The sequence below is a fragment of the Proteus sp. fly-1008 genome (genome assembly GCF_040140305.1).
Taxonomy (GTDB): Bacteria; Pseudomonadota; Gammaproteobacteria; order Enterobacterales; family Enterobacteriaceae; genus Proteus; species Proteus vulgaris_B.
The window spans coordinates 429,111-447,321 of record NZ_JBEEWH010000001.1 but is presented as its reverse complement, the minus strand read 5'-3'; the positions used below and the strand labels follow the sequence as shown (position 1 = coordinate 447,321).

The window sequence follows — 18,211 nt, the reverse complement described above, 5'->3', positions numbered from 1 at the left end:
AAGTTTTAAACCTCGCTTAATGCGGGGTTTTTTGCTTTTTGGGACAGTGAAAATAAATATTCATCATAAACGGTGTTTGGGATATTTGATCTTTAGAATTCTTACGCGCCGTTTTTTTATTTCTTAGCAAAATTCTGGGCTGTAAATTGTGATTAAAAATAACCTCATTAATACGATGGGGTTTTTGTATTGCAGTTTATAGTTGGAATACATCATCGAGAGAAAATAGGATTTTTCTCTTTTAACAAAAAGCTCGCTTCGGCGAGTTTTTTTGTTTCTTTATTTAAAAAGGAATTTTATATGAAACGTATTACACCTATTATTTTATCATTTTTTATGATCTCCACCAGTTATGCAAATACCGATATAACTGTTGAACCTAATACTAATATTGGATCTTCATTGTTAACTTCGGCGCGTGATATTTCCATGCGTTCAATGAATGATGAAAATTGTGGTATTGGTTGTCCATTAGGCGGAAGCGAAACCACTATTCAGCGAGATGTTTATACACTAAATAATAATAGCGAAACCAAGTTTGCGGATTGGGTTGCTTATTTAGTAACTAAAGACAGCATAGGTAGTGGTAAAGCACGTAATTGGAAAAAAGATCCGGCTTTAGGCAATGATGAGACCTTATCGCCAGCGGATTACAAAAATGCCAATGCCACATTAAAAGTTGACCGTGGTCATCAGGCGCCTTTAGCTTCATTGGCTGCGTTACCTGGTTGGAATGCACTTAATTATCTTTCTAATATCACACCACAAAAAGCAGATTTAAACCAAGGTGCGTGGGTACGATTAGAAGATCAAGAGCGTAATTTGGCCAAAGCAGGCCACAAAGTCTTTACAGTGACAGGCCCTATCTATGAAAGAGATATGGGTAAATTGCCAAGTACAGATAAAGATCACACAATTCCAAGTGCTTATTTTAAAGTGGTTTTTCTAAATGATTCTCCAGAAAATTCCTCTTATGCGGCGTTTATTATGGATCAACAAACACCGAAAAAAGCAGATTTTTGTGAATTCCAAGTAACAGCGGCAGAAGTGGAAGCACGTACAGGTTTAACACTTTGGAGTGAGTTACCTGAAAACGCTCAAGATGTGAAAACTCAAGCAGGTGAGTTAGTTAAAAAAATGGGGTGTACGGTATTAAAGTAATTATTTAAACCTGCATACTAGTAATAAAAGGTCACTTTATTTAGTGACCTTTTTCAATATAAATTAACTATTTTCTAAATTAATTAGCTGATGACGTTGATTAAAGAATTTTTTATAGGTTAAGTAACATGCAATTATGGTCGAAATGCTGGCTGTTGCCATCAACATAAACGTCACCATAATTTGATATTTCACGGCTTGTAATGGATCAACCCCTGCAAAAATAAGGCCTGACATCATACCTGGTAAGCTTACAATACCAACTGTTTTTGCTGCATCAACCGTTGGGATTAATGAAGATTTAATACTGTCTCTGATAATACTCATTGAGGCTAATTTAGGGGTAGCTCCAAGGCTTAACATCTCTTGTAATTGCTGTTGCTGATTTTGAAAACGTTGCCCTAAATTATTATAACAAAGACCAGTTGCTATCATTGCGTTACCTGCAATCATTCCGGTAATAGGAATGATTTGAATAGGAGTAAAAGCAATCGAACTGGTGAGTAATAAAATAGTTAGGGTTAATAATGCCCCTGTGGTAATAGCAGCAAAAGAGATAAGAAAAATATCTTTAACATATTTACTGCGTTTTTGGGCGTTATGTGCCGCGTTATAACAGATAAATAGCACCATTAAAAAGGTGAGAATAAAATGGTCTACATGGAATATATAGGTCAATACATAGCCAACAATTAAGAGTTGGACAATGGCCCTTGCGGTACTCCAAATAATATCCTTTTCTAATGATAATTTTTCTTTGTGGCTAATAAAGATTGCCACAAGTACTAATAACAGCGAGAAAATAAGTGACTCATTACTTATCGTATGTTCGTTCATAATAGTATGTTCGCTCATCGCTAAAGGGTAACTGATAAAAAAATAAACAAATTAATCATTATTATGAGAAGATAATAAGATCACATCATCGGCATGTTTTATTTCATTTTGATCGTGAGTGACCCATAAAACAGCGAGTTTTTGATCTTTAACATAATGATGAATAACCTCATTCACTTTTGTTTTGTTATCTTCATCTAATGCACTGGTTATCTCATCAAGTAATAAGATTTTTGGCATAAATTGTAAGTTTCTTATCAGCGAAATACGTTGCCTTTCTCCACCTGACAGCTCGTTTATTCCTTTTTCCTTAATAGAAATAGGCAAACAAAAATAATCTAAATCGTGTGCAATTTTCTTATCATCAACGGAGACTTTTCGTAAAAAATAAGGAAATTTAAGATTATCGTAAACCGTTTCACCAAATAACATGGGTGTTTGTGTACAGTAAGATACTTGTTGACGATATTCTTCAGGAGAGAGGGTTAAATAATCTTTCTGCTCAAAGAAAATAGAACCGCTGGTGGGAGAGAGCAGAGAAGCGATAATCTTAAGCAAGGTGCTTTTACCACAACCAGAAGGACCGGTGATAAGTTTAAATTCGCTAGGGTGAAGTTCAAAATTGATATTATCAAGAATTTTTTTGTTATTGACTTGATAACCTATTTTATCAAGTCGTAAAAGTGTGCTTTCCATTCTTATTCCAAACTTAGAAGAGAGAATAATTATCATTATACAGAATTAACGATAAAAAGATCCTGCGTTAAATCAGTTATAAGTAATTCTATTACAGGTAAAGTATAGAAGAATAAGAATAAGGCTAATAAAAAAGATCAATTTATTTTACGATCCTCAAATACCACTGTTGGATATCATTGATTATTTCATCTGTTAAACGCTCACCTTGTTCATTATAAAATCCATGATCTAACTTATCGTACTTAATGAAATTTATATTAGGTTGATTAATACTCTGATTCAGTAGGTGGAAAGCCTCGACGTTCACATTAGTATCATTGAGCGTTTGGATAATAAGAACAGGAGTTTGAGTATTATTTTTAATAACATTAAGTAAATCAATTGCAAAAAACTGTTTCCACCATAAAGGACTATGTTCACCAATATTTTGGTCATCATCAATTTGGTTATTTTTTATTGCATCAGCAAATTGTTGAAAGCCTTTTACCGCATCTTCAACGTGTTCTTTTGGTGTGGTATAACGGATGTTATAAAGAACATCATCAAGAAAAAATCGTCCACCGCCATTTAAAGCGACAGCCGCGTTAATATCGTTACGTTTAGCTACCACTAAATGCACCATCGTCGCACCTTCACTTCCGCCGATTAAAACAATATTCGGATAATGAGGGGATAATTCATCTAAAACTGCATCATAATCTTGCATTCTTTGGTTGGGGTTATCATGAAGTGTATACTCTTTAGGGCAATCAGCCCGTTCTTCTCCGCTTTGAAAATAAGATAATTGAGCAGTAATACCATATTTTTCCACCATCAAAACATCGCTATTGGGTAACCATTGCCCAAATATTTCTTGAATAAATGCATTATTTTTGATGCTGTTACAATCAGAACCTTGCATTAATACAAGTAAAGTTTGATTGTTTTCCGCTCGTTTATCTAAATAATAGTTAATTTCACTGTCCTCTGTACGCAAAAGGGTATGGGTAGAGATTTCTGCATAACTGGTAAAAGAAGGTAACAAAAAAGCAGATAATAAAAAGAGAAGTGAAATATGCATGATATATAGATCCACTTGTGTAGAGAGAGCAGAAGGAAAAATAATATTTATTTTTTGAGGGACAACTCATTAATTTAGTCAATTATTTAGTAGAAACAAGAGTTGAAAAAGCCATTACATAGCTCATCACTATAAAATTAATATACTCTTAATAAGAATAGCCTGAACGAGTCAGGCTATTTGAGAATAAATCAGTGAATTGGCACGTAATAATCAATTTCTAAAGTACGGGGTATTTCCATTAAATCAACGTCAGTTTCTATACTGACATATCGTTCAATATCAGCGCCTAACCGGCGACATAAGCCTAATGCGGGTAATGTATAAAAATAAATCTTCATCGCAAATTGCTTATATTCTTCTAACGTTCCTTTAAATTGAAATCGAACATAACGCCCACCTTCAATCACTCTTTTTCTAAATCCACTGGTTTTTGTAAAGTGATCTAAACTATTTAAGCCAATCTCATAGTCAATTTGGATTTTATTTTTACGTAATGTATTGGGCTGATAAGAAATAAGCACTGTACTTTCTGTAAAGTTTTTATCTGTATAAAGTAAAAAATCATTCCAAAATTGATGACGAATATCTTCATGTAATTTACCAATATCTTCTATAGAGCAAAAATATTGATATTGCATGCCATAAACATAGCTATCTGGTAAATCCATAATTTTAGGAATGGGCAGATCAACAACATCAAAATTAATTGGCGGCTGAAAATTATTACCACAAAGATTATCCAGTTTACGGTATTCAGTCGGCGTAACGCCAAATGTAGCTTTAAAGCGGCGAGTAAAAGATTGTTGAGAATCAAACTGATAGCGTAATGCCACAGTAAGGATAGGTAATTTTGTCAACCGCAATTCTGTTGCCGCCTTGGTTAAACGCCGTCCACGAATATAGGAAGCCAGTGTTAAACCCGTTGCTTGTTTAAATACACGCTGCAAGTGCCATTTTGTATAGCCAGATTTAATCGCCACATCATCAAGTAGCAACGGTTTTTCCAGATTTACCTCAATCCAGAGAAGAAGTTCTTTGATAATTTCTATATTAAATGTGGATAAGGTATTCGAGGGGATAAGCCCATTGTACTGAGATGACATGATAATTTCCTGAAAATATTTTGTTCAGTTTACACGAAACTGATACCCATATATTATTACATACTTATGGTATGTTTTAAGGGTTTTATCATGAAAATAAAATCACGGCAACAAGAGAATTCAGAGCAAACACGCACGGCGTTACGTGAAGCGGCACAAGAACTATTTATAAATCAAAACTATTGTGATGTTTCCATTGATGAAATATCACGTCATGCAAGAGTGACGAAAGGGGCGTTTTATCATCATTTTAGTAATAAGAAAGCACTGTTAAAAGAGTGCTATCTTTTTCAAGTTGATAACGTTATGAAGCAACTGGTTAAAATTCCTACTTATGATGATAAATGGCAAGAACTTGAGGCCATTTTTAGTTTTTGTGTTGATCATATCTACCAACATAAAGACAAGCTTATTCCGCTACAAGAGATTATTTCAGTTTTGGGTTGGAAGGAATGGGATGAAATTGATGCACAAATTCTTATTCCTCGAATCAAATTCTGCGTAGAAACACTCTATTCTAAGCAAGAAATTTGCACTTACTCTCCTGATATTGTCGTTAATTTAATCTATGGTTTTCTCACTCATATTGCGATTAACTTAAAAAATGAAGCCACATTACAAGAAAATGCCTGCAAGGATTTTAAGAGGATTTTTTTTGATTTTTTGATGGGAATAAAACAAGCTTCAGCAAATGTGAAAAATAATCAATAGCACAAAAAATATAATGATTTGATGTACATTGGAACAAGATTATAAAACTTAAGGATACGCATGTTATGACAATAGATGTACCTAAAAGCCATTTCACTGCAACAGGTATTGTATTTAATGAACAAGGGCAGTTTCTTTTCCATTTACATCCTAAGATAGGATATTGGCTACCACCAGGAGGCCATATCGAAGAAAATGAAGAACCACAAAATGCTGCATTAAGAGAAATAGAAGAAGAAACGGGCTTATTGTGTGAATGCTTGTGTTACCAGCCGGAATTTAACCTTGGTTTAAATCTTGATTTAAATAATGGTGATGTTATTGAGCTTGTTAAACCCCTCGCTATTTTAAAAGAACCTATTCATGATAAAAAACAAGGATTTCATTATCACATTGATATGATTTATCTTTGTAAACCGCTAAAAAACAGTCAATTGACAAATAAATCTTTCCAATGGCTTTCTTTGGATGAACTAAAAAAAAGAGATGCACCATTGAATGTGATAAGACTTATTGAACTAACAGAAACGTTATTAATAAAAAAGATCATTTAAATTTCTTAATAAAGCGAAATGTAACTCAATAAAGAGACAAATAAGATGGTTTTAGGAAACTATCTTATTTTTATTGGAAATAAACTATTTTTAATATTGGGTTTAAATAAATAATGTAATTAAATAAATTAATGTTAATAGGTAGGAATACCTATAAAGAGACAGTGTAAGAATAAATAAAACAAAGTGCAAAAACTAAAAAATATTTAATAAATTATCTTTTTCTGAGTAAAATCAGCATCATTGCGGGATATTATAGAGTTAATTTATCTCTGGCTGGATAAAACAATCGTTTATTTAGTAAATGAAAAATGCTTTTCACTAGACTCTAAAGTTTTCTCTCATTATTACCGACATTATAAACAAAGGCAGATCTTATGTGCCTTTATATTCTAATGAATAAATTTTAGCCTTACTTTATTACACCAGGGAATATACTCTTTGTCAGAGAAAGGGTGCATTCTGATATCTTACAAATGTACAGGTAAAAAACTCTGTATATTTTGATGGAATATGACCATGTTTAAAAATATCAGTATAGAAAAGACCGTTAAGGTCATGCTGGCCATTTTATTTGCGTTGATTATGAGCATTATTTATTTTAGTTATGATGCTTCCACTCGATCTTATAATAATTTCGTTTCATCAAATAGCCTAAGTCAGCAAATGTTGCTAATGGGTAAAGCTCGATATCAAATGGCTGTGATCAGGGCAAATATTAATGGGTTAGATGGGCAATTAAGAGTTAATGAAAAACCATCTGCAAAATATTTTCATCAAACAGCCGAGTATATTGAAATTACCCGTGAAGAGATCCACCGTTGGGCAGATGCTGAAAAGCTAACGATGGAAGGGCGTGAAATAGCAGACGATATGACAAAACGTTTTGATGAACTGCTCGATATTTTTACGGGGGCGTTAGAGCGATTGCGCCGAGGTGAGCTGACAACACATTCTGCTAGCGTAAAAATGGATGAGCTAAACGATATCACCATGCAATATTATTCTGTAGCTAATGGTATCGAAAATAGCTATATCGATATTGCAAAAGTATCACAAGAACGCTTGATGATAGTATCGATTACAACTGGCGTTATCGTTATTCTATTATTTATCTTTATATTACGTTGGTTCTCTCATACCTTTATTGGCAATATCAAAATACTTATCGATATTTTTAGCAAGATGAGCCAAGGTGATTTAAGTATGCGAGTGGAAAATCATGGGAATAATGAATTTGGTCAATTGTTCAATGAAATGAATAAGATGAAAAATTCACTCAGCCATATGATCTCTTCCGTCAAAAATGCTGTTAACACCATTAGTGTGAGTGCAAGCGAAATTGCGACAGGAAACACGGATTTATCTTCTCGTACTGAAGAGCAAGCAAGTGCATTACAAGAAACGGTTGCAAGTATGGAGCAAATTAAAACAACGGTTGAAAAAAATGCGGATAACTCACGAGAAGCCAGTAAATTAGCTCTTACAGCGACAAGCTCTGCTCAAAATGGCGAGAGTGTTATGGATAGCGTGGTAGAAACCATGTCTTCAATCTCTGAAAGTGCGAAGAAAATAGCAGATATCAATGACATCATTAATAGTATTGCAAACCAAACCAATATTTTATCTTTAAACGCTGCCGTTGAAGCAGCTAGAGCCGGTGAGCAAGGTCGTGGATTTACCGTTGTTGCGTCAGAGGTGCGTAATTTAGCAAGCCGTAGTGCAGAAGCCGCTAAAGAAATTAATGAACTCATCACTCATTCTGTTAATAAAGTTCATGTAGGCTCTCAGCAAGTGGCTCAAGCGGGTCGTTCGATGTCAGAGATCGTGACGACAATTAATCAAGTAAATGATTTTATGCAACAGATTGCCCTTGCTTCTAATGAGCAAAGTATGGGGATCAATCAAATTGCGTTAGCAGTAAGTGAGATGGATACTGTAACGCAGCAAAATGCAGCATTAGTTGAAGAGTCAGCAGCAATTACAGCCAATATGGATGATGAAGCTCATCAATTAGCTAACTTGGTTTCACAATTTAAAGTCGATGAAGATAACGAAAAATTATCTCGCTTTGGTGTTACAAAATCAGCTGAGATTCTCGATGCCCAAGAGAAGTAAACGCGACATTTATCACTGATAAAAAAGCCCCCTTGGCAAAATTATGTCAAGCGGGCTTTTGCTTTTTTATTACTTTAATCTAAATGCTGAGTATTACGCTTTAATTTGGTTTATACAGGTATTGCCTGAAGCAACTTCTTTAATATTATGTAATGTTGTCTCACTAATACTGATCAGTGCTTCTTCAGTTAAGAATGCTTGATGCCCAGTAAATAACACATTATGACAAGAAGAAAGGCGACGGAAAATATCGTCTTGAATAACGTCATTGGATTTATCTTCAAAGAAAAGATCGCGTTCATTCTCATAAACATCCATACCCAAGGCACCAATTTTGCCTTGTTTTAAAGCATTAATCGCTGCAGCAGAGTCAATTAATGCACCACGGCTGGTGTTAATAATCATCACACCGTCTTTCATTTGTGCAAAAGCAGCTTCATTTAATAAATGATGGTTATCTGCGGTTAACGGGCAATGTAATGAAATCACATGAGAGTTTGCGTAAATTGTAGCTAAATCGACATATTCAGCACCCAAATCAAGTACGGCTTGATTTGGGTAAGGATCATAGGCCAGTAATTTCATACCAAAACCTTTTAATATGCGTAATGTTGCTAATCCAATTTTGCCAGTACCAATAATACCCGCAGTGCGGTTATGCATATTAAAACCGGTTAGACCTTCTAATGAGAAGTTTGCATCGCGAGTACGCTGATATGCTCTGTGTATACGGCGATTTAAGGAGAGCATCATACCAACAGCATGTTCTGCAATAGCCTCTGGTGAATAGGCTGGAACACGGACAACCGTGATACCCAATTCAGCAGCTGCTTCTAAGTCAACGTTATTAAAGCCCGCACAGCGTAAAGCAAGTATGCGAATATTAAGGCTAGCTAGTTCCTGCAAAACCGCGCGATTTGCATCGTCATTGACGAAAATACAAACAGCATCTGCGCCAACGGCATTTTTTGCGGTTTGTTCTGTCAAATTAAAATCGAAATATTCAATATCATAATGATATCCATTATGTTGATTGACCCATTCCATGTGCTTACGATCATAATGTTTAGTACTATAGGAAACGATTTTCATCCAGTCTTCTCTACTCTCGATTAAAATTTTTGTTCAGAGGCTGGAAAAACAAGAATTATCCTGCCCCAATATGAAAGAAATTAATACTATCATTATAAACAATTTAGCGAGGTAAGTGGATGATTCAGGTTTGTTTAAAAGGAATATGATGTGTTGTTAAGAAAAACAATCAAATGGACAGGGACGATACTGGTAGGTGTAGGCCTAATCGGCACTGCGTTGTGGGCGTCTATCCCTCGTTGGTTGCCTGTTATTGCTAAATCTTACCTACCTGAAGGTGTCTCACTTTCATTATCCCAGCCTCAATTACAGCGAGCAGGTATTTCTATTGAGAATATCGCATTAACGACAGCCAGTTGTACTTTAGCAAGTATTGACAACTTTGTTTTTTCTTATCGAAAAGAACAGATTGATAAACTGCAATTTAATAGCCAGCAGCTCACTATTGATGAACATTGTTTTTCAACGATGCCACCTAATAAACAGGAAGAAACGGCAACAGTGCCTGTTGAGATAAATTCATTATTAACATCGATACCGTACTTAGCCGTCAATATAGAAAATGTACTTTTAAAAGAAAATACTCGCTATCAAGGTGCGCTACAGCTAAAGACACAACAAGGTGGCCGATTAGTGACGTACCAAGGAGAAAATGCTCAACTTGGTATTTTTATTAGAGACAATAAATGGCTAGATATAAAGCAATTTAAAGTAAATTTACCTGATAACAATAATATTGAACTTGCTGCTGAAATAGCATTACCCCTTGATATTGCCTCATTACCTGAAAAAGGTATGATTGATGCGACTTTATTAACCTCCCATTATGCTTATCCCTTAGTTCTTATTCTTGAATGGGTGGGACAATCAGGCACTATTTCACTTGCGGAACAAGGGGGAGGCCATGCATTAGCTTTATTACCTTGGCATGTTACTCCCGAAAATATAAAGATTGAACAAGGTCGTTGGGAATGGTTTGGACTAGATCAACCATTACGTGGTGGCGTTAATATTAATATTGCCCAATGGCAAAAAGGCCTGTCTGATTTAAGATTAACTGCACGATTAAATGTAATGACAGAAGGTAATGCAGGAAAAGGAAATTTAGTCATTTCGATCCCTGAAACAGCCGTAAATTTGCTAGATGCACATATTCCTATTCAAATTACTGGTGTGGTTAATAAACAATTAATGCAAGCCAGTACGCAATTACCTGTTTATGTAACGGGAACATTAGCTGATCCTACTATTGAATTTCAATCTGGTTCATTACTTCGCTTTAAAGGCCCATTAACTGAAACGCTCACTATAAAAGATGCTCGCTTACCATTAGCAGGAACAACATTTTCATCAAAAGGTTTTAACGGACATTTAAATGCGATTGTTGTCGCACAAGACAGTATTTGGGGCGACTATCGTATTCATTTTCAAGGTAAAGCAATTGATTTTTTACCTGATAATGGAATGTGGCAATGGCGTTATTGGGGGGAAGGAAATTTATTGCCTTTAAAAGCTCGTTGGGATATTGCAGGTACAGGGTATTGGACTGATAAATTGGTCAGTTTTGAAAAACTTCATACAGGGTTTGATGTTTTAAAATACCAAAATACAACGATGACGGCACCTCGATTATCTTTAGAGAGCCCATTCCGTTGGGTAAGAGATGAGAAAAAACCAACATTTGGTGGAAAATTAAAATTAACCAGTCAACGTATAGACTTTCCCGCTGGTGGCTTTCTAGATAGAACCGATTTTATTGCCACAATCAGTGGTAAATCACCCTTCAATTTTAATATGAAAGGTGAATTAAGTGCCAAACCCAATATAGGACCAATTGCAATAAATACACGTTGGGATGGCGCAAGATTAAGAGGGCAAATGCGTTGGCCTTCACAACCTATTAATGTTTTTCAATCGCTCTTACCTGAAGACTTAGGGATCACTCTTGATAAAGGTGAACTCTATACCCAAGCAGACTTTTCTATTGCACCAGAACAAGGATTAATTGCCGGTGGTCATCTTGTTGTTAAGCAAGGGGGAATGTGGCTTAAAGATGGTATTTTAGAAGGTTTAGATTTTATTTTGCCTTGGCGTTTAAATGGCGACGAGTGGCAATTAGGTGTTAAACAGCCTGTCCAGCTACGTATAAAGCGTGTTAATAATCTTTTTGATATGACGGATATTACGGCTGATCTTCAAGGTTTTTACCCTGCAACAGAAAATAAACCGTTAGTTTTATCTAATGTGAATGTAGCCATGCTTGATGGAACCATTTCATTGGAAAAACTCAAAATTCCACAACATGATGCGGCGATTATTTCTCTTGATAACATTCAATTAAGTCATCTTTTTACTTTGTTAAAAGTGACGCAGTTTGCGGCATCAGGTAAAGTTAGTGGTGAATTTCCATTCTTTATTAATAATAATCAATGGATTATTAAAGATGGATGGCTTGCTAATTCATCTTACTTGACGTTAAGACTCGATAAAGATTTTGTTGATTCAATTGACGATAATAATATGTCAGCAGGCATTGCTATGGCATGGTTACGTTATTTAGAAATCAGCCGTTCTTGGACTCGCGTTAATTTAAGTAATTTAGGTGAGTTAATATTAGAGGCTGAAATTCAAGGAACGAATCCTCTAGAAGATAAACGCCGGCAAGTTAATCTCAATTATCGGCACGAAGAAAATGTCTTTCAATTATGGCGAAGTTTACGATTTGGCTCACAATTGGAAGAGTGGTTAGAAAAAAGCTTATCAGATTTAGGGAGTGAGTCAGAGTGAAACCCTTATTTTTAAAAAAACTATTTTTATTAACGGCTTTAATGATAGGAATATCGGTGTTAACAGGATGTATTCGATTAGAAGTCGCTACGCCCGATAAGCCGATTAATATTAATATGAATGTTAAAATTGAACATGAGATTAATGTAAAAATAGACCGGCAAGTTGAAGATCTCTTAAAAAATAACAGCGCCATTTTTTAAAGGATAAATGATGAATTATAAAAAATATCTCCTAAGCTTTGGTCTAATGATAGTTTTAACTAGTGCAAATGCTATAGCATTAACGCTTGATGAAGCAAGATCGCAAGGATTGGTAGGAGAAACCTTTAGTGGTTATATTGAGCTTGTGCAAACTAATAACAAGCAGGCTCAACAACTTGCAGATGAAATAAATCAAGCAAGAAAAGTAAAATATGCTGAAATTGCTAAAACTAACCAAGTAACACCTGATTCTGTTGCTCGACTTGCAGGTGAAAAATTAGTCGCAAGAGCTAATGAAGGTGAGTTTGTAAAGGGTATTAATGGAAAATGGGTAAAAAAATAGTTAAATCTTAAATAGAGACTTAACCTTATTTAATTTTTAAAGCACGATATATTATAAATATCTATCGTGCTTTTTATTGTTAATTTTAATGACTAATCATTAAAATTAACAATATCGTTATTGATCATGACAATGAAATTAATATTTGAGCGTATATAACCGGGGGCAGGAGGCATACTATCTTTTTTAACATAGTTAACTGAAAAGTAGAATTCAGCCTCTCCATCAATCAATTCTTCAGAAAATTCGCTCGTTTTATTAAGATTAATAGGTCTTTCTTCCTCATTGTACAATAATTGAAATGCAATATTATTGCTTGCATCGGGAGCACTAATCATATTTTTCAAGTAACCTGTAGTATTATCAATACTTGTATTTTCAATTTTTAAGCGAATATCCCCATTGCTTTTAGAACAATCATTTATGACAATAATAATAATATGGTTGTCAATATCTGCTAATGTTCCTGCTGCATGTGACGAAAAATCATTTTTATTAACAGAAAGTCTATCGCTAATATTTTCATAGATATAATCAATATTACAACTTGAGGAAATTTCATGATCACCACGTCTAGCTGTTGATGGCAATGAAAAAGATGAAAGTAGTAATATAATAATTAAATAGATAATAGTTTTCATGATTTCTCTTAATAAATTAAATTTAAAGACAGGTAATTTCTTTTTTTATCAGATTTTTTTTCTTTTCATCAAAACTTAAATTATAATTAAACTGACACTGTTTATCTTTACCCCATTTTACTTTTATTAATCCATTATCAGGAATGCCAGAAAGAAAAATAATATTTTTTTCTGTTACAAATCCCTGAGAAATAATATTATCCTCTTTATCTAGTACGGTAACTTTTGAGGCAAAAGGAAGGGGCTTTTTTGATTTAAAAATAATACGGTAGCCTGTTTTCATTGGAAAAGTAACTTTAGATATTGCACCTAATGTAGGAATAATGCTTTTACTATAATATTCTGTTTCAACGGATTGGGGGAGTGTTGCCACATTTAGTTTGATTTTGTTTATTCGATAAGGCGTAATGTTATTCAAAATTAAGTTGCCAAAGTTATCTGTTTCTAAATTAGGTGAGAATGATGTTTTAATACCAGTAATACCTTGTGTATTAACTAATGCAAAGGTTTTTCCTAAACGGGGGGTCAGAGTAATACCTTCTGAATGAAGCACCAATGCACCATTAACTAAAAAGTTAAGATTGTAATTATTCTCTGACTTATTTCCAGAAAAACTATAAGATTGATAATTATTTTGATATCTTGTGTTAGCAGAAAATTGATTATATTTTCTTTTAGGGTGATGTGTATGTTGATAGTTTATCGAATATCCTAAATTATTATTGAGTAATGTACCACCTATATTTGTACTGTTTGTATAACGCTTATTATTAATTTGATAATTTGTTTGATTATTAATCCATTGATAATGTTCGCTGTCCCCTATAGGAATATGAAAATTAAATGAAAAATAATGATCTGGAAAATGCTTTTCTTTTTTGAAATCATACTTTAAATGATAATTCACTCTATTAAATGAGGATGAAAAAGATGCTCCAATTTCAAATTCTTTCGATGAATTATGGTATTTTTTATCGTAATAATACAAAGAGATAAAGCCTAACTCATTAATATTCTGAGATAAAGATAATGAATAATTTTTTTTAATGCGATTTTTTGATAATGAATTATCTAGATATTGATAAAAAGACATCCCAGAAGTAAAGTAAGTTTGTGTAATAGGAATGTTTTTCTGATAACGAAACTGATATTTAATTTTATCATTGTTATTTTTTTCATAACTTATATCTGTCGCCAAGCCACCTAAAAAACCTAAATCTAGAGATAATCCAGATAAATATTTTTGTTGATTATCCTGCTTTTTTATTGCGCTGTAAGAAGTGATTTTTTGACTCAATCCATATGAAAATTCGCTCAAAATAAAAAGAGCACTTTTATTATTAGGATGGTTAGGTAATGTACCTGAGATGATATTATATTGATAACTCCCTTTATTTAATTGATTAGGTAATGATGTAAAATAGTGTGTTGAAACCTTTACTCTTCCATCTGTTTCTTTGATCTCTAAAATAAGTTTTTCACTACCTATAGAAGGTAATGAATTTAGAAGAAAAGGGCCGGGAGGAACTGTCGTTTCATAGATGATCTTATCACCCTGTTTTATGATAACTTGAGCTTGTGTATCAGCAGTTCCTTCAATAATAGGGCTGTTAGCATAAAGATTTCTATTTGAAATTAAATTATTGGATATTAATTGAAAGCCAATAATTTTATCATTTGATAATATTCGTGTTGTAGGTGAAAATTTGCCAGTATAAAAAAGAGAAGAAAAAGAATTAATTTGTCGATAGGTGTAAATTGATGAAAGCTTAGATTGATAGTTATCTTTTGTCCAATTAAACTCATTTTGACTACGTATACGCCAAGCCCCCATGTTAATTCCTGAGTGTAATTTAAGTTTTTGTTCAAATGTTTTTTTTTGATGATATTTAACCCAATAGGAATATTGAGTGAATAATGCGGTAATTCCATTATCCCAATCTTGTTCATTGATGACATAGTCCGTTTTTCTTATTAATGCTTTTTGTGGAATGATTAAGTTTAATTTTTGATTGGAAAATTGATATTTAAAATCAATCGAATAATCGATTAAAGGAATCATTTCCTGATTTTCTTTTTTGATTTTATAAAAGTCAGTATCAATACCAAGAGAGGTTAAATCATTGATAGAAATACAAGGAATTAACTTGTTATCTATATTTTTAAAATAAAGGAGCCTTACCATTTTTTTTCTGTTATTAACATAAATAATAGAGTGATAAAATCCTTCTGGTTTTTTATCTTCAAGAAGGAGTTTAATGGTATCATCACTAATATTAGAAAATGAATTAGAATAAAGAGAGAGGGAATTATTTTGAGCGAAAGTATCTTTGTAATAAATAGACATTAAAATAAAGAAAGTGATCTCTTTTTTTTTAAACTTAATCTTCATTAATTATGGCCTTATCTGTTGCATTTATTTCCACACCAAACTGATCTATTGTTTTCCATTTTATCAATCCATCTTTTTTAATTTTATTTTTTGTGTTCCATTTTTTAAATGGTGGTATTGTTTTACTTTTATTAACCAATAATACATCATTGCAACTGATATTAAGCAAAGTAATAAAGTAGGGTGTGGGGTTGTTTATAATAAGCTCGTTACTTTTGTTTTTTAAAAACTCGATTTTATTATAGGCATCTTTTGCATTTTTTTCTATTGATGTCGGTCTGTATATTAAGTTATAGACAGAGTTCATTGATATATGTAATAAATTTTCATTTTCATTTGAATCAGATAGTACTGGTATTCTTTTAATGTTTATTCTATATAGCGTTTCTCTATCTTTTTTTTCTATTTCATCTATTTTAAAAATTTTCAAGGAGTAGTTTTCATCTTTCTCTATTTTAAATAGTGGGGGAGTGATCATAAAAGGTAGTTCATCATCATTATTCTCATCATAGTATGAAATCCAGCTTTGTATAAAGTAGTCACTATTTGTATTATTTTTTATTTCGATAATTTCTTGATTGTTGCTTTCGATAAAAATAAATTTATCCTTATTTATTTCTATTGACGTGTAACCATAAATAGGAAGAATGCTAAATATAGATAATATAGTCAGTTTTGTTTTTTTAATCATTTTATATTTAAGTATAGTAATTTAATATTATTTTTAAGTTGGAAGTGTTAAAACAAAGCTGGATAACCAGCTTTGTTAATTTTTAAGACATTAATCTACAGCGACATCACTATAAATAACGTCAAATGATAAGCTAGATCTTACTAAGCCGGGTGTTGCATCTAATCCATTTGGTTTCATATAATTGACTTCAAATGAAAAATCAGCGGTTTTAGCATTTTTATCAATATTTAAATTAAATGCTTTAGGTCTTTCATTACTTAATTGAATAATGTTTTTTTCTGAATCAAAAATGGCAAGATCAACATTACTACCATTATCTACTAGGTTTTTTAATAAATTTTTTGTTTGTTTTGGAATTTTCAACTGAATATTAGAAAGACTTTCGCTACAATTAGTAAATTGAATGGAAAGCGGTTGAGCATCCGTTTTTGCTATATGATTATCTCCAAAATTATTTGCTTGAACTGGGGGTAATTGAACAGGTTGTATATCTTGTAATTGGCAAGTGGGATTCGCTGTAACAGAACCATTAATCGTAATTGTACCTACATTTTTTTCTGTATATTCAAGCGCATTTGATTGGGTTGATAAAAAAGTTGTAGATAAAATAAGCATTGAGAGTAAATTTTTTTTCATTTCAAATTCCATTTATTGAATTAATAAAATTATTTAATAATCTTCTTATCTCTAGAAGCCAAAAAATATTATTTATTTATCCTTTAAAAATCAAATTTAATTGAATTAAATGTTTTTATTTTAATGGTGAATAAAAGAATAAACAGTAATTAATTTTTATTAAAAACACGGACATTAAACTATTTGTTTAATAAAATAGTTCGTTTTAGAATTATCTTCTTTTAAGGCTTTTTAGTTATAATTTAGTAAGGTCTTTTTTATAAAAACAATTAAGTGGTATTGATATGTTTTTATATATTTAGATATAAAAAAAGCACCTGGTTAGGTGCTTTTATAAAAAGATAAAATTAATTATTTTGCGGTGATATTTTTTGTACTAATCACAGTATCAATTTCTTTTTGTGCTTGCAGATGAGATTGCTGAGTGTGCTCCTCACCAAAGGCTGTACCTTCAGCCATAATAAATTGTACGTCATTGATACCGATAAAAGCTAAAAACTGTGTAAGGTATGGAACAATCAGATCAGAAGGCTTATCTTTATGAATACCACCACGGCTCGTTAATATAACCGCTTGTTTATTTTCAAGTAAACCAACAGAACCCGCTTCGGTGTATTTAAATGTTTCACCTGCACGAGCGATATAATCAATGTAATGTTTTAACTGCGCCGGAATTGAGAAGTTATACATTGGTGCCGTGATAACAATGATATCATGAGCTTTTAATTCTCTAATTAATTCATCAGATAATGCTCTGGCAACTTTTTGTTCATCAGATAGCATTGCTGTTTCTTTTCCAAAAGCGAATAGAGTAGCTTGGTCTAATGTTGGTACTGTATCTTTAGCGAGATCACGTACAGTAATCAGGTCATCTTTATGGTTATTTTGCCAATTTTCAATCAAGTAATCAGCCATTTTATTGCTGTGTGAGTAGTTATCTAAAATACTTGATTTCAGTACAAGGATCTTTTTCATTATTTTCTCGTGGTCTATAAAGTGTTTTATTTATTTAAATTTATTAGTTAATAGTAGTTTACCCAATCTTTAAAATATCACATCACAATCCTTTGAATATGCTATTCAAAATTATTGATTATATGAAATCATAGGCTAAGAAATTTAACCAAGCCTTTATGTGCCAATAGCCTGTTGTGATATCATAAAGGCATTAGTTTTG

The 18,211-nt window shown here is 32.7% G+C and carries 17 protein-coding genes; 7 read left to right on the top strand and 10 right to left on the bottom strand.

Features of this window, described 5'->3' with window-relative positions; translation table 11 throughout:
* The first annotated feature begins 336 nt into the window (after positions 1-336).
* Complete coding sequence (locus ABN256_RS02070) at positions 337-1,161, top strand: DNA/RNA non-specific endonuclease (protein ID WP_371032478.1); 825 nt, start codon at positions 337-339, stop codon at positions 1,159-1,161.
* Between the two features lie 63 nt (positions 1,162-1,224).
* Here ABN256_RS02070 and fetB read toward each other — a convergent pair whose 3' ends face one another.
* From fetB to ABN256_RS02050, 4 genes are all read right to left on the bottom strand, one after another.
* Positions 1,225-1,998: an iron efflux ABC transporter permease subunit FetB gene (gene fetB, locus ABN256_RS02065; RefSeq protein ID WP_197269146.1), complete on the bottom strand. Its 774-nt coding sequence runs from the start codon at positions 1,996-1,998 to the stop codon at positions 1,225-1,227.
* 51 nt (positions 1,999-2,049) lie between these two features.
* Positions 2,050-2,694, bottom strand: coding sequence for an iron efflux ABC transporter ATP-binding subunit FetA (gene fetA, locus ABN256_RS02060; protein ID WP_072068187.1), 645 nt, complete (start codon positions 2,692-2,694; stop codon positions 2,050-2,052).
* 142 nt (positions 2,695-2,836) lie between these two features.
* Entirely contained in the window at positions 2,837-3,757 is a 921-nt protein-coding gene (locus tag ABN256_RS02055; RefSeq protein ID WP_197269147.1) for an acyl-CoA thioester hydrolase/BAAT C-terminal domain-containing protein, read from the bottom strand.
* A gap of 191 nt (positions 3,758-3,948) precedes the next feature.
* Complete coding sequence (locus ABN256_RS02050) at positions 3,949-4,863, bottom strand: helix-turn-helix domain-containing protein (RefSeq protein ID WP_196554195.1); 915 nt, start codon at positions 4,861-4,863, stop codon at positions 3,949-3,951.
* A gap of 90 nt (positions 4,864-4,953) precedes the next feature.
* Here ABN256_RS02050 and ABN256_RS02045 point away from each other — a divergent pair, with 90 nt between their 5' ends.
* The 3 genes from ABN256_RS02045 to ABN256_RS02035 all read left to right on the top strand — a co-directional run bounded on the left by ABN256_RS02045 (position 4,954) and on the right by ABN256_RS02035 (position 8,246).
* Positions 4,954-5,574 (top strand): TetR family transcriptional regulator, encoded by a 621-nt coding sequence (locus ABN256_RS02045; RefSeq protein ID WP_115349815.1) that lies wholly within the window; start codon positions 4,954-4,956, stop codon positions 5,572-5,574.
* 65 nt (positions 5,575-5,639) lie between these two features.
* Complete coding sequence (locus ABN256_RS02040; protein ID WP_115349814.1) at positions 5,640-6,128, top strand: NUDIX hydrolase; 489 nt, start codon at positions 5,640-5,642, stop codon at positions 6,126-6,128.
* 519 nt (positions 6,129-6,647) lie between these two features.
* Positions 6,648-8,246, top strand: a complete 1,599-nt coding sequence (locus tag ABN256_RS02035) for a methyl-accepting chemotaxis protein (RefSeq protein ID WP_349439042.1) — start codon at positions 6,648-6,650, stop codon at positions 8,244-8,246.
* Between the two features lie 93 nt (positions 8,247-8,339).
* Here ABN256_RS02035 and ABN256_RS02030 read toward each other — a convergent pair whose 3' ends face one another.
* Positions 8,340-9,338, bottom strand: coding sequence for a 2-hydroxyacid dehydrogenase (locus ABN256_RS02030; RefSeq protein ID WP_196554197.1), 999 nt, complete (start codon positions 9,336-9,338; stop codon positions 8,340-8,342).
* 150 nt (positions 9,339-9,488) lie between these two features.
* Here ABN256_RS02030 and ABN256_RS02025 point away from each other — a divergent pair, with 150 nt between their 5' ends.
* From ABN256_RS02025 to ABN256_RS02015, 3 genes are read left to right on the top strand one after another with little or no spacing between them, the layout of a single operon-like run.
* A complete protein-coding gene (locus tag ABN256_RS02025) occupies positions 9,489-12,125 on the top strand; it encodes a YdbH family protein (RefSeq protein ID WP_197269148.1) in 2,637 nt (878 codons plus the stop codon).
* Complete coding sequence (locus ABN256_RS02020) at positions 12,122-12,328, top strand: YnbE family lipoprotein (protein ID WP_349439040.1); 207 nt, start codon at positions 12,122-12,124, stop codon at positions 12,326-12,328. Before ABN256_RS02025 ends, ABN256_RS02020 begins: the two co-directional genes overlap by 4 nt.
* Before the next feature lie 10 nt (positions 12,329-12,338).
* Positions 12,339-12,671: a YdbL family probable chaperone protein gene (locus tag ABN256_RS02015; RefSeq protein ID WP_197269150.1), complete on the top strand. Its 333-nt coding sequence runs from the start codon at positions 12,339-12,341 to the stop codon at positions 12,669-12,671.
* A 92-nt stretch (positions 12,672-12,763) separates the two neighbouring features.
* Here the strand turns inward: ABN256_RS02015 and ABN256_RS02010 are convergent, their stop codons facing one another.
* From ABN256_RS02010 to ABN256_RS01990, 5 genes are all read right to left on the bottom strand, one after another.
* Complete coding sequence (locus tag ABN256_RS02010; protein WP_197269151.1) at positions 12,764-13,312, bottom strand: fimbrial protein; 549 nt, start codon at positions 13,310-13,312, stop codon at positions 12,764-12,766.
* A 22-nt stretch (positions 13,313-13,334) separates the two neighbouring features.
* Positions 13,335-15,704 carry a fimbria/pilus outer membrane usher protein gene (locus ABN256_RS02005; protein ID WP_349439038.1) on the bottom strand — a complete coding sequence of 790 codons (2,370 nt, stop codon included), beginning with the start codon at positions 15,702-15,704 and terminating at the stop codon, positions 13,335-13,337.
* Entirely contained in the window at positions 15,694-16,395 is a 702-nt protein-coding gene (locus ABN256_RS02000) for a fimbrial biogenesis chaperone (protein WP_196554203.1), read from the bottom strand. Before ABN256_RS02000 ends, ABN256_RS02005 begins: the two co-directional genes overlap by 11 nt.
* 90 nt (positions 16,396-16,485) lie before the next feature.
* Positions 16,486-17,034 carry a fimbrial protein gene (locus ABN256_RS01995; RefSeq protein WP_196554204.1) on the bottom strand — a complete coding sequence of 183 codons (549 nt, stop codon included), beginning with the start codon at positions 17,032-17,034 and terminating at the stop codon, positions 16,486-16,488.
* Positions 17,035-17,385: 351 nt separating this feature from the next.
* Positions 17,386-18,009: an FMN-dependent NADH-azoreductase gene (locus tag ABN256_RS01990; protein ID WP_196552960.1), complete on the bottom strand. Its 624-nt coding sequence runs from the start codon at positions 18,007-18,009 to the stop codon at positions 17,386-17,388.
* Positions 18,010-18,211 lie beyond the last annotated feature (202 nt).